Source organism: Bradyrhizobium semiaridum (assembly GCF_020329505.1).
Classification (GTDB): domain Bacteria; phylum Pseudomonadota; class Alphaproteobacteria; order Rhizobiales; family Xanthobacteraceae; genus Bradyrhizobium; species Bradyrhizobium semiaridum.
Genome location: NZ_JAGKJJ010000023.1, coordinates 42,501 through 55,524 on the forward strand (window position 1 = coordinate 42,501; position 13,024 = coordinate 55,524).

Annotated in this window: 8 protein-coding genes, 2 tRNA genes and 2 rRNA genes (1 of these 12 running past the window's edge); 5 read left to right on the forward strand and 7 right to left on the reverse strand. The window is 62.5% G+C overall.

Annotated elements, in window-relative coordinates; genetic code table 11:
• The 4 genes from J6500_RS23515 to J6500_RS23530 all read right to left on the reverse strand — a co-directional run.
• Window positions 1–902: ribosomal RNA gene (locus J6500_RS23515) — 23S ribosomal RNA — on the reverse strand; it reaches 1,941 nt to the left of the window's first position.
• A gap of 470 nt (window positions 903–1,372) precedes the next feature.
• A tRNA-Ala gene (locus J6500_RS23520) sits at window positions 1,373–1,448 on the reverse strand.
• A 36-nt stretch (window positions 1,449–1,484) separates the two neighbouring features.
• A tRNA-Ile gene (locus tag J6500_RS23525) sits at window positions 1,485–1,561 on the reverse strand.
• A 227-nt stretch (window positions 1,562–1,788) separates the two neighbouring features.
• Window positions 1,789–3,277: ribosomal RNA gene (locus J6500_RS23530) — 16S ribosomal RNA — on the reverse strand.
• Together the 16S and 23S rRNA genes with 2 tRNA genes alongside form the textbook arrangement of a ribosomal RNA operon.
• A 1,019-nt stretch (window positions 3,278–4,296) precedes the next feature.
• Between J6500_RS23530 and J6500_RS23535 the strand changes: the two genes are divergently transcribed.
• The 3 genes from J6500_RS23535 (at window position 4,297) to J6500_RS23545 (ending at window position 7,225) form a co-directional block, all read left to right on the forward strand.
• Window positions 4,297–6,369 carry a M23 family metallopeptidase gene (locus J6500_RS23535; protein ID WP_376707848.1) on the forward strand — a complete coding sequence of 691 codons (2,073 nt, stop codon included), beginning with the start codon at window positions 4,297–4,299 and terminating at the stop codon, window positions 6,367–6,369.
• Between the two features lie 142 nt (window positions 6,370–6,511).
• Window positions 6,512–6,877: an SPW repeat protein gene (locus J6500_RS23540; protein WP_225715077.1), complete on the forward strand. Its 366-nt coding sequence runs from the start codon at window positions 6,512–6,514 to the stop codon at window positions 6,875–6,877.
• 81 nt (window positions 6,878–6,958) lie between these two features.
• Window positions 6,959–7,225 carry a hypothetical protein gene (locus J6500_RS23545; RefSeq protein WP_225715078.1) on the forward strand — a complete coding sequence of 89 codons (267 nt, stop codon included), beginning with the start codon at window positions 6,959–6,961 and terminating at the stop codon, window positions 7,223–7,225.
• Between the two features lie 140 nt (window positions 7,226–7,365).
• Here J6500_RS23545 and clpB read toward each other — a convergent pair whose 3' ends face one another.
• Window positions 7,366–10,005, reverse strand: coding sequence for an ATP-dependent chaperone ClpB (gene clpB, locus J6500_RS23550; protein WP_225715079.1), 2,640 nt, complete (start codon window positions 10,003–10,005; stop codon window positions 7,366–7,368).
• 187 nt (window positions 10,006–10,192) lie between these two features.
• Window positions 10,193–10,759, reverse strand: a complete 567-nt coding sequence (locus J6500_RS23555) for a helix-turn-helix domain-containing protein (protein WP_225715080.1) — start codon at window positions 10,757–10,759, stop codon at window positions 10,193–10,195.
• Window positions 10,760–10,817: 58 nt separating this feature from the next.
• Here J6500_RS23555 and J6500_RS23560 point away from each other — a divergent pair, with 58 nt between their 5' ends.
• Window positions 10,818–11,333, forward strand: a complete 516-nt coding sequence (locus tag J6500_RS23560) for a GNAT family N-acetyltransferase (RefSeq protein ID WP_225715081.1) — start codon at window positions 10,818–10,820, stop codon at window positions 11,331–11,333.
• Between the two features lie 56 nt (window positions 11,334–11,389).
• A complete protein-coding gene (locus J6500_RS23565; protein ID WP_225715082.1) occupies window positions 11,390–12,166 on the forward strand; it encodes an MOSC domain-containing protein in 777 nt (258 codons plus the stop codon).
• Window positions 12,167–12,229: 63 nt separating this feature from the next.
• Here J6500_RS23565 and J6500_RS23570 read toward each other — a convergent pair whose 3' ends face one another.
• Window positions 12,230–12,931, reverse strand: coding sequence for a TIGR02594 family protein (locus J6500_RS23570; RefSeq protein WP_225715083.1), 702 nt, complete (start codon window positions 12,929–12,931; stop codon window positions 12,230–12,232).
• Window positions 12,932–13,024 lie beyond the last annotated feature (93 nt).

Sequence of the window (13,024 nt, forward strand, 5' to 3'; positions counted from 1 at the left end):
GCGGAGAACCAGCTATTTCCCAGTTTGATTGGCCTTTCACCCCTAACCACAAGTCATCGGAGCCTTTTTCAACAGGCACCCGTTCGGTCCTCCAGTGAGTGTTACCTCACCTTCAACCTGCTCATGGCTAGATCACTAGGTTTCGGGTCTAATACAACGAACTTAGCGCCCTGTTCAGACTCGCTTTCGCTGCGCCTTCGCCTATCGGCTTAAGCTTGCTCGTTAAATTAAGTCGCTGGCCCATAATACAAAAGGTACGACGTCACCCAGAACGTATCTTGGGCTCCGTCTGTTTGTAGGTGTCCGGTTTCAGGTCTATTTCACTCCCCTCGTCGGGGTGCTTTTCACCTTTCCCTCACGGTACTGGTTCGCTATCGGTCGCTGAGGAGTACTTAGGCTTGGAGGGTGGTCCCCCCGTGTTCAGACAGGATTACACGTGTCCCGCCTTACTCGTGGATACATCATCGCGTTACTCGTACGGGGCTATCACCCTCTGAGGCCCTGCTTTCCTGACAGGTTCCGATTGTCTTTGATGTATCACTGGCCTGGTCCGCGTTCGCTCGCCACTACTAACGGAGTCTCGATTGATGTCCTTTCCTCCAGGTACTTAGATGTTTCAGTTCCCTGGGTTTGCTTAAAACCTCCTATTTTATTCAGAGGTCTCATACCTTCTCTTGATAACCGGAAATCCAAAACCTCAAGAGGTCATGGTCCCGATCATTTCTGGTCAAACCCCAAAACCCAAGGTCTTGGAGTTCCGGCTATCGAAGGTGGGTTTCCCCATTCGGAAATCCGCGGATCAAAGCTTCTTCGCAGCTCCCCACGGCTTATCGCAGCGTAGCACGTCCTTCATCGCCTCTCAGCGCCAAGGCATCCACCGAACACCCTTAAGGCACTTGATTGCTCTCATTATCAATGTCCACACACTCGGCAGAATGTTGTCTGCGCAACTGCCATCAAAGGCACGCATCCTCGATGAATGCGATTGTCGCAGCCGGACATTGACTAGAAAGACCAGCTTGCTTCGTAAGATCGGCCCGACAGCGAGGCGGTCAAGCTTCGCTGAAAGGATCATTTACAACCCGCGTTCAATCTCACGACTGAAGCGAGCGCCGAAATGATCCGGAGATAATGAATGGCTCAGGCGAATTGCTTCGCTTGATCCAAACTCGGATCGATCTCCTCTTTACGATGTCAGAAAACACGCAGTGCAGATCCTGGTGAGGATCACGCAATGCGAAGTGATGTTTCGCGGACGGTTTTGGTTACGGCGTCGTGGCGATCAGCCCGTCTTCGCTCTATCGAGCTTCGACGCGACAGCCTTCGCTACCGACTGGCTTGCCGAGCCGAAGCAGGCAAGGCCTGCGAAGGCTGGTGGAGCCAGACGGGATCGAACCGACGACCTCATGCTTGCAAAGCACGCGCTCTCCCAGCTGAGCTATGGCCCCGTAGCCAGAAGACGAATGCTCCGCACTCGATCAAAGTGGTGGGCCTGGGAAGACTTGAACTTCCGACCTCACGCTTATCAAGCGCGCGCTCTAACCAACTGAGCTACAAGCCCCTAACGCTCATCTCTCGCGAGATGTCGGAGCTCGCCAGCGCGCAACCGGCCTCAAGCCGGCGCATCGCACAGCGCGCAGCCCCTGGCGCGTGTTCGTCCGCGAAGAAAGAGAAACGTAGACGGCGAGGTCCCGCCAATGGAGCTCAACGATCTGGCGATCGATGGCCCCTGAATGTTTCTAAAACGATCCGATAGTTAGCCGAAGCTAGCTGAAGGATCATCCTTAGAAAGGAGGTGATCCAGCCGCAGGTTCCCCTACGGCTACCTTGTTACGACTTCACCCCAGTCGCTGACCCTACCGTGGCCGGCTGCCCCCTTTCGGTTAGCGCACCGTCTTCAGGTAAAACCAACTCCCATGGTGTGACGGGCGGTGTGTACAAGGCCCGGGAACGTATTCACCGTGGCGTGCTGATCCACGATTACTAGCGATTCCAACTTCATGGGCTCGAGTTGCAGAGCCCAATCCGAACTGAGACGGCTTTTTGAGATTTGCGAAGGGTCGCCCCTTAGCATCCCATTGTCACCGCCATTGTAGCACGTGTGTAGCCCAGCCCGTAAGGGCCATGAGGACTTGACGTCATCCCCACCTTCCTCGCGGCTTATCACCGGCAGTCTCCTTAGAGTGCTCAACTAAATGGTAGCAACTAAGGACGGGGGTTGCGCTCGTTGCGGGACTTAACCCAACATCTCACGACACGAGCTGACGACAGCCATGCAGCACCTGTCTCCGGTCCAGCCGAACTGAAGAACTCCGTCTCTGGAGTCCGCGACCGGGATGTCAAGGGCTGGTAAGGTTCTGCGCGTTGCGTCGAATTAAACCACATGCTCCACCGCTTGTGCGGGCCCCCGTCAATTCCTTTGAGTTTTAATCTTGCGACCGTACTCCCCAGGCGGAATGCTTAAAGCGTTAGCTGCGCCACTAGTGAGTAAACCCACTAACGGCTGGCATTCATCGTTTACGGCGTGGACTACCAGGGTATCTAATCCTGTTTGCTCCCCACGCTTTCGTGCCTCAGCGTCAGTATCGGGCCAGTGAGCCGCCTTCGCCACTGGTGTTCTTGCGAATATCTACGAATTTCACCTCTACACTCGCAGTTCCACTCACCTCTCCCGAACTCAAGATCTTCAGTATCAAAGGCAGTTCTGGAGTTGAGCTCCAGGATTTCACCCCTGACTTAAAGACCCGCCTACGCACCCTTTACGCCCAGTGATTCCGAGCAACGCTAGCCCCCTTCGTATTACCGCGGCTGCTGGCACGAAGTTAGCCGGGGCTTATTCTTGCGGTACCGTCATTATCTTCCCGCACAAAAGAGCTTTACAACCCTAGGGCCTTCATCACTCACGCGGCATGGCTGGATCAGGCTTGCGCCCATTGTCCAATATTCCCCACTGCTGCCTCCCGTAGGAGTTTGGGCCGTGTCTCAGTCCCAATGTGGCTGATCATCCTCTCAGACCAGCTACTGATCGTCGCCTTGGTGAGCCATTACCTCACCAACTAGCTAATCAGACGCGGGCCGATCTTTCGGCGATAAATCTTTCCCCGTAAGGGCTTATCCGGTATTAGCTGAAGTTTCCCTCAGTTGTTCCGAACCAAAAGGTACGTTCCCACGCGTTACTCACCCGTCTGCCGCTGACGTATTGCTACGCCCGCTCGACTTGCATGTGTTAAGCCTGCCGCCAGCGTTCGCTCTGAGCCAGGATCAAACTCTCAAGTTGGACTTGAACTTTGAACCGGCTGATCACAACGTTTGACGAGGTCCCACCATTCTTCATCGACCGAAATCGACGAGCTGCCTGCGATTCACATCGCTGGCAACGATGGTGTAACCTTTGAAACGTGTACCGCCGAAGTCTTTTGTCCACCCTCAGAACTCAAATGCCGAAGCTTTCGAGTATTCCGAGAGACGCAAGGACTCCGCCGTCCACGTTTCTCTTTCTTCATCTTCACTTGTCAAACAGCCCGGGACCGAAGGCCCCAACCTTCCTGAGAGGAAGGGTCCCGACACCCTTAGCGACGATGAATGTACTCCAACCGATTTGGATCGGCTGTTGTGTCACTCAGCGAGGTGAGGAGCATCAGTGGCGCGTTCGCTCGCCTTGGTCAGTGACCCGGCGGCGCCGCGCTCAGTGGTTGGTTTATAGTCCCGGCCCCTCGGAATTGTCAACGCCCATTGTCAACAAATCGTCGCACGTCAAAATCGCTTGTGCAGTGCGGAAAAGTGCCCGTATTTTCTGTGGCTTAGGTCGGAGGTAAAAATTCGCTCGGCAACCGGCGTGGTAAAAAACTTGAAAAAAGTTTGGGGCGCAGGACCCCTGTGAGGCCCTCGAGCGCCCCTCGAAAGGGGTCCGGCCGCCCCGCCAGGGCCGGGCCGTACCCGACCTGGTCCAGGAAGTTTTTCCACCTGGAATGCCGCACTTGAGCCACAATCCTGCGACGTTCTCGCGATACGTATGCACTGAACCGCTCGAACCAGTGGGGGCTTGAGCGGTTTATCGGGGAAAACAGGCGATCTCTCCACAAACCCGTCGCCTCTTTCCCTTCACGGCCGAGCAATATCGAGAGATCTACACACCCGTCGATGTTCGAGATCGCGGCCGCGCCAATGGCCCATCGTCTCCCGGACTTCGACGTGTATGGCTCGCCAGACTGCCGTATTCCTCTTGCAAGAGGATGACGGTGGGGACAGGACGAGCAAAGGTCGAGCGGTGTTGATGGAATTTGGGGGGATACAGGCTTGAGCCAACGGGCGTCACGCGGCAGCGGTTACGGACGCGAGACCGGGATGATCGATCTCGGTCACGAGCCGCCGCTTTCGGTCGACGGCACCGAGGCCGCGGTGATCGACCGCCGCCGTGTCTCCGTTCAATGGTTCAGCGGCACCATCCTCACCGGCCTGTGCGGCGCGGCCCTGATCGGCGGCGCCGTATTTGCGTCGCTCGACGGCGAGATGACGTTTGCCAAAGTGCCGGAGCGCGTCGAGGGCGCGCTGCGCGGCGCATTCGGCGCGAACGACCGCGTCGTCAGCCTGCACAAGGGCGACCGCCTGCCGCCGCCAAGTGAATCGTCCGCCTCCCGCAGCGTGATCCGCGTCTCGACCGCGACCCGCGTCGGCAATCGCGACGTGATGCGGGTGCGGCCCTATATCCGGATCTCCGGCAATCTCTCGATGACCACGAGCGATTTGTCGGCGAAGATTCCCGCCTTCAACGCCCAGCGCCTGCTCGCCGATGTCGGCTCCGACACGCCGGCGACCGCCGAGGATCCGACCGCCAATCCCGAAGCCGTCGAGCCGGACGCCGAGGTCTCCTTCGTCACCAAGGATCTGGGAAGCGTGCTGCCGAAGGCGAAGCTTGCCGCCGTCGTCGCGCTCGACGACGTGCTGATGCGGGTGCGCGATGCCGCCAACTGGCGCGGCTCCGGCGCCTCGGTGCGCTACACGCTGGCCAACGCCACCGCGGATGCGACCGGCGCCGCCGGCGACATCAAGATGGCCTATGCCGCCGAGGGCAACGTCTCCGATCCCTATGCGGGCTTCGAGACCCGCGTGGTGCCGGAGAACGTCACCCTGCTGCCGAAGACCAAGGAGCAGGTCACCGGCGGCAACCCGGTCGGCGAGCGCGTGCACATCGTCAGGAAAGGCGACACCATCACCTCGATCCTGCGCGACCAGGGCGCGACGCCCGACGAGGCCAGGGCGATCGCCGCGATGCTCGGCCCGCGCGGCCGCGACGGCGGCCTCAAGGAAGGCCAGAAGGTACGGATCCTGATGGCGCCGGCCGCGCCCGGACCGGGCGTCAGGCTGCAGCCCTATCGCGTGGTGGTCGCCAACGAATCCGTCATCGAAGCGGTCGCCGCGCTGTCCGACATGGGCAAGTATGTCGCCGTCGACGTGCAGAGCATGAACACCGTCACCGACACCGCGGATAATTCCAAGGATGACGACGACGAGGATGACGGCAGCGGCGTGCGGCTCTACCAGAGCATTTACGAGACCGCGATGCGCAACAAGGTGCCGCCGACCGTGATCGAGGATATGGTCAAGATCTATTCCTACGACGTCGACTTCCAGCGCAAGGTGCAGCCCGGCGATTCCTTCGACGTCTACTATGCCGGCGAGGACGAGGGCGCGACGAGCACGGAAAAGACCGAAGTGCTCTACGCCGCGCTGACCGTGGGCGGCGAGACCAAGAAATACTACCGCTTCCAGAGTTCCGACGACGGCATCGTCGACTACTATGACGAGACCGGCAAGAGCGCGAAGAAATTCCTGGTCCGCAAGCCCGTCAACAACGCGATCATGCGCTCCGGCTTCGGCGGCCGCCGCCACCCGATCCTCGGCTATGTGAAGATGCACACCGGCGTCGACTGGGCGACCGCCTACGGCACGCCGATCTTCGCCTCCGGCAACGGCATGATCGAGAAGGTCGGCTACGAAGGCGGCTACGGCAAATATATCCGCATCAAGCACGCCAACGGCTACGAGACCGCCTACGGCCACATGTCGGCGTTCGCCAAGGGCATGGAGACCGGCAAGAAGGTCCGGCAAGGTCAGGTGATCGGCTTCGTCGGCTCCACCGGCCAATCCACCGGCCCGCACGTCCATTACGAAATCCTGGTCAACGGCCGCTTCGTCGATCCGATGCGCGTGAAGCTGCCGCGCGGCCGCTCGCTGGAAGGCCCGATGCTGGCAGCCTTCGAGAAGGTGCGCGACGGGATCGACGCCCAAATGAACAGCCGCGGCAGCTCGCGCGTCGTCTCCGATGCGTCGAGCGCGACGCCGCAGACCCGCTCCGTCAGCAACCGCTGATCGCGCCCTGACCGGTCGGCAGAGGCCCCCTCTCAGCAGGCCCCTTGCATCAAATTTCACGTCATCGAGCGGGAACCGGAACACCAATCATCCAGTTGATTTAGCAGTGAAACCTCCAATGGAGGGTGTCATGGAAAACTGGATGAACTCGACGAATTGGACGAACGCAAAGCTGTGCGACGTCGCGAACCTCGTCCTCGGCGCGATTTTGTTCCTGGCGCCGTGGCTGTTCAAGTTCGACGCCGGCATGGTGTCCACCAACGCCTACATGACCGGCCTCGCCATCGCGATCCTCGCGGTCGCCGCCCTTGCCGCCTACGCGGTCTGGGAAGAATGGCTGAACCTGATCGTTGGGCTTTGGGCCTTGGTCTCGCCATGGGTCGTAGGCTTCCAGGGGACCACCGCGATGACCGTGCATGTGGTGATCGGCGCCGCAGTGGCGATCCTTGCCGCGATCGAGATCTGGGCGATGTCGCAGCAGCCGCCTCGGCTCACGACGCACAGCTGAGGCACCGAGGTCTTGCACTCTCGCCCGCTGCCGGGATCGGCAGCGGGCGGAGAAGACTGCGCTCAACGAGGGATTTGCGCCATGCCCCACCTGACCCGCGAGGACGTGCTGAAAGCCGTCGGCCAAGCCGATGACGTCACCATCGCCAGGATCATCGCATCAGGCGCGACCGTGACGGAACTTGCCGAGGCACAGGCTTGGCTGGCCAACGACGAGCCGCTGATGAACGCCGGCAAGCCGCTGGCCACCGGCCGCGCCCGCGAGCTGGTCGACATCCTGTCCGAGCTCGAGGCTGCGGAGGAAGAGGAGCCCGGCGGCCCTGCGCCGCCCAGTGTTCCGCAGGAATGACGGCCCGCTCGTGCCCCGCCTATGGCGCGAGGCCGATGCTTAAAGCGCGATGAGATTCGATCGAATCGTCATCGCGCCTTGCCTCTTCGTTTGAGCATGATCCTCTCGGAAAACCGCTTCGCGCTTTTCCGGATCATGCTTTAGTTCAGCTTGCGCCTCGGGACCGGTGCATCGAACTGGACGACCTCGGCGGTTGCAGGCACCTTGCCGTTGAAGGTCAGCACGTTGCCCTTCTCCGAGATCTTGACCCGGTCGCCGTCCTTGACCTCGCCGGCCAAAATCATCTCGGCCAGCGGATCCTGCACGCTGCGCTGGATCACCCGCTTCAACGGACGGGCGCCGTAAGCCGGATCCCAGCCCTTTTCCGCGAGCCAGTCGCGCGCCTTGCCGTCGAGCTCGAGCGCGATCTTGCGATCCTCGAGCAGCCTGGTCAGCCGCGCGAACTGGATCTCGACGATGCGGCCCATCTCGCTCTTCTGCAGGCGGTGGAACAGGATGATCTCGTCGATGCGGTTCAGGAATTCCGGCCTGAAATGCGCCCGCACGACGCCCATCACCTGATCGCGCACCGCACCCGTGTCCTCGCCCTCGGGCTGATTCACCAGGAACTCCGAACCGAGGTTCGAGGTCATGATGATCAGCGTGTTGCGGAAATCGACGGTGCGGCCCTGACCATCGGTCAGGCGGCCGTCATCGAGCACCTGCAACAGGACGTTGAAGACATCCGGATGCGCTTTCTCGATCTCGTCGAACAGCACGACCTGATAGGGCCGGCGCCGTACTGCTTCGGTCAGCGCACCACCCTCGTCGTAGCCGACATAGCCGGGAGGCGCGCCGATCAGCCGCGAGACCGAGTGCTTCTCCATGAACTCGGACATGTCGAGACGGACCATCGCGGTCTCGTCGTTGAACAAATCAGCGGCGAGCGCTTTTGTGAGCTCGGTCTTGCCGACGCCGGTCGGGCCCAAGAACATGAACGAGCCGGTCGGCCGGTTCGGGTCCTGCAGGCCGGCACGGGCACGGCGCACCGCGGTCGCCACTGCACGCACTGCTTCGGCCTGGCCGACGACGCGCCTGGCGAGCGAGTCCTCCATCCGCAGCAGCTTGTCCTTTTCGCCCTCCAGCATCTTGTCGACCGGCACACCGGTCCAGCGCGAGACCACCTGCGCGATGTGGTTGGCGGTGACCGCCTCCTCCATCATCTCGCCGCCGTTCTCACGTGCCTCGACGTCCGCGAGCTTCTTTTCCAGATCGGGGATCCGGCCATAGGCCAGTTCGCCCGCCTTCTGGAATTCGCCGCGGCGCTGCGCATTGGCCAGTTCGACGCGCAGCGCATCGAGCTCGCTCTTCAGCTTCTGGGCGTTGGAGAGCTTGTTCTTCTCCGCGCTCCAGCGCGCCGTCAGCGCCGCCGACCGCTCCTCGAGATCCGCGAGTTCCTTCTCCAGGCTCTCGAGGCGGCTCTTGGAGCCGGCATCGCTCTCCTTCTTCAGCGCCTCCTGCTCGATCTTGAGCCGGATGATGTCGCGATCGAGCGAATCCAGCTCCTCCGGCTTGGAATCGACCTGCATCTTCAGCCGCGCCGCCGCCTCGTCCATCAGATCGATGGCCTTGTCGGGCAGGAAGCGGTCGGTGATGTAGCGATTCGACAGCGTGGCGGCGGCGACAAGCGCCGAATCCGCGATGCGCACGCCGTGGTGCTGCTCGTATTTGTCCTTCAGGCCGCGCAGGATGGAGATGGTGTCCTCGACCGTCGGCTCGCTGACATAGATCGGCTGGAACCGCCGCGCCAGCGCGGCATCCTTCTCGACATGCTTCTGGTACTCGTCGAGCGTGGTCGCGCCGATGCAGTGCAGCTCGCCGCGCGCGAGCGCGGGCTTCAACAGGTTGGACGCGTCCATCGCGCCGTCCGCCTTGCCGGCGCCGATCAGCGTGTGCATCTCGTCGATGAACAGGATGATGCCGCCCTCGGCGGCGGTGACCTCCTGCAGCACGGCCTTCAGCCGTTCCTCGAACTCGCCACGGTATTTCGCGCCGGCGATCAGCGCGCCCATGTCGAGCGAGAGCAGCTTCTTGTCCTTCAGGCTCTCTGGCACATCGCCGTTGAGGATGCGCAGCGCCAGGCCCTCGACGATCGCGGTCTTGCCGACGCCGGGCTCGCCGATCAGCACAGGATTGTTCTTGGTCCGCCGCGACAGCACCTGGATGGTGCGGCGGATCTCCTCGTCGCGGCCGATCACCGGATCGAGCTTGCCGTCGCGCGCCGCCTGGGTCAGGTCGCGGGCATATTTCTTCAGCGCGTCGTAAGCGTTTTCCGCGGTCGCCGAATCGGCGGTGCGGCCCTTGCGCAGCGCTTCGATCGCCGCGTTCAGGTTCTGCGCGGTGACCCCGCCCTTGCTCAGGATGCTGGCCGCCTCGCTGCTCTTCTCGAGCGTAAGCCCGAGCAAGAGGCGCTCGACGGTGACAAAGCTATCGCCGGCCTTGTCGGCAGCCTTCTCAGCCGCATCGAAGGCGCGCGCCAGCTCCGGCGACAGGTAGACCTGTCCGGCACCGCTGCCCGACACTTTCGGCAGCTTGTTCAGCGCATCTTCGGTTGCTTTGAGGATCGCTCGGGAATTGCCGCCGGCGCGGTCGATCAGACCGCCGGCGAGCCCCTCGCTGTCGTCCAGCAGCACCTTCAACAGGTGCAACGGCGAAAACTGCTGGTGACCATCACGCATTGCGAGCGACTGGGCAGACTGGATGAATCCGCGCGCGCGCTCGGTGTACTTCTCTACGTTCATTTTGTTTCCCTCGGCCTGCCGTCGTCACCCATCAGGCATGACAACGGCATCTTCATTGGGTTTCCGCGGGCCGCGTTGACATTCCTCAACCAGCCTCTGGTCGTCGCCATCATTTTTCAGGCTTGCCGCAGATGTGGGCACTTGGTTCCGAAACGGAAGAGCCACACTTGCGATTTGCCGATGAAGCTCAGCGCCGCACGATGGCGACAAGGTAGCGGCAGGGCTGAGCGGTCTCATTGCGGAAGACGACGTCCGACGGCGGGCCGAGCTCGACGCGGTCGCCCGCGGCGAGGTCGTGACGCAGCGTCCCCTCCATCAGGGTGAGGCGGCCATCGATGACCCAAATCACCTGGCGGATCAGATGATAGGCGCTGGCCGGAAAGCCGGCCTCCTGCTTCGCAGGCAGCTCGATCTCCACCAGCTCCAGCGGATTGGCGGGATGCAAAAACACCTGCCGCCGCAGATAGGCCGCCTTCGGATCGCGCCAGACCGGCTGATCCTTGGCCCGCTGCAGGCGGGACGTCTCGGTCGCCGCCACCTCGAACAGGGCGGCCATGGTCAGGCCGTAGGCCGTGGCAATCCGCGACAGCGTCGCCGCCGTCGGGCTTGCCTCGGCCCGCTCGATCTTGCTGAGCATGGCCTTCGACACGCCGGCCCGGCCGGCGAGTTCCGCCAACGACCAGCCCCGGCCCTCCCGCTCGGCGCGCACGCGCCGCCCGAGGGCCGCGTCGGCACTGTCTTCTATAATTGACATGCCGTCTTATATAATGGACGATCCATCCTATTCAAGAGACTTTGCCAGGGAACCGTCCATGATCATCCGCCCCGCTACCGAGCAGGACATTCCTGCGATTACCGCGATCTTCAATGAGGCGGTCGTCAACTCGAACGCGATCTGGACAGAGAAGCAGGATTCCGAGGCCGAGCGGCTCGCCTGGATGAAAGCGCGGCAGGCGCTGGGCTATCCGGTGCTCATCGCCGCCGAAGGTCCGGCGGTGCTCGGCTATGGCACGTTCGGCGATTTCCGGGCGTTCCCGGGCTATCGCTACAGCGTCGAGCACAGCGTCTACATCCATGCCGATCATCGCGGCCGCGGGCTTGGCCGCACCATCGTCGACGAACTGATGACCGCTGCGCGGGCGCTGGGCAAGCACGTCATGATCGCCGGCATCGACGGCGGCAATCCCGCCTCGCTGCGGCTACATGCGCAGGCAGGCTTTGTCGAGGTCGCACGGATGCCGGAGGTCGGACGCAAGTTCGGCCGCTGGCTCGATCTGGTGTTCATGCAGCGCGTGCTGGACACGCCGGGCGCTGCCCGCGCCGACTAGCTGCCGTTCCGCCAGCGGCGGTTCTCCTCGCCCGCCAAACAAGCTAGAGCGAGCCGATGGAACAGACGAATCCCTCCGCCCGGATCACCGGCATCTACCGCTATCCTGTTAAGGGCCTTACGCCCGAGTCGCTGCCGCGCGCCGATCTCAAGACCGGCGAGACGCTCCGCGCCGACCGCCGCTATGCAATCGAGAACGGCCCAAGCGGCTTCGATCCGGCGGCGCCGACATGGCTGGCCAAGCCGCATTTCCTGATGCTGCAGCGGGACGAATGGCTGGCGCCGCTGCGCGCCCATTTCGACGACGACAGTCACGTACTGACGCTGCACCGGGACGGCGCGATGCTGGCGCAGGGCGATCTCGAGACCGCTGAGGGTCGCGCTGCGATCGAGCGTTATTTCGCCGATCGCCATCCGGACCAGATCAAAGGACCGCCCAAGGTGCTGGTGAGCCCCGGGCACAGCTTCTCCGACGTCCCCCGCAAGGTGGTCTCGATCATCAACCTCGCCAGCCTGCGCGCCATCGAGAGCATGGTGCAGGCGCCGGTCCATCCGCTGCGCTTCCGCGCCAACCTCTATGTCGAGGGCTGGCCGGCCTGGCATGAGGCCGGCCTGCTCGACCGGACGATTACGATCGGCAGCGCGCGGGCGCAGGTGGTGAAGCGCATCACCCGCTGCGCGGCGGTCAATGTCGATCCCGACACCGGCGTCCGCGACCTCAAGGTACCGCAGACGCTGCTGCAGCAGTTCGGCCACAACGAATGCGGCATCTATGCCGAGATCATCAGCGACGGCGGCGCCGCCCTGGGCGACACGATCGCCGCTGCGTCGTAGCCTCGTAGGGTGGGCAATGGCGCGCTTGCGCCGTGCCCACCCTACACGTCTGGCAGTGACGCCTCAGTTCGACGGCATCACGTAGGCGTAGATACGGCCGCGCGACACCGGCGCCTCGCGGACGCGATTGCCGTTGTTGCCCGAGATCATGATCGGATTGCCCTTGGCATCGATGCCGGTGATGATGCCGACATGGCCGCCGCCGCGGCGGCTCATCACAGCAATGGCGCCGACCTGCGGGCCGGAGATGCGACGGCCATATTTGGCGAACGAGTTCGCCATGTCGGAGCCGGTGCCGCGATGGCCGGTATGCTGCAGCACCATGTTCATGAAGCGCGCGCACCACAGGCTGCGGCGGTCGGTCGGGTTGCCGCCGAGATAGCGCCGCGCCTCCATCACGAGGTTGGACGAGCCGAAACTGCTCGCGGTGCTGTAGCTCTTTTCGAACGTCACCCCGCCGGTGTTCGGCACGACGTCCGCCCGAGACACGACGCCCGCCTGCGATGTGAAGGGCGCGTTGGCCTCGGCGAGATCGTCGGACTGCATTCGTGCCGCCCTGCGCTCGGCGCGCGACAGCCGCGCTGCATGTCGCGTGTGATGATGCGCGTAATGCCGCGCGTGAGTGCCGCCATGAGCAGAATGCGCGTGATGCGAGTGGCGGGGACGGGCAGACGCCGGAGCGGCGGAGATGACGGCGAGAGAGAGCGAACACAGAGCCAGCGCCAACACACGAAGCGACCGGCGATACGCAAGCAACTGAACCATTCCTGACTTGATCCTCTATAGACCCCCCGATCCCCATCGCGTTCCAGCGGAACGCGGCGGCGGTTTTGAAAGTCGGGATGTGGCGAGAGGAAG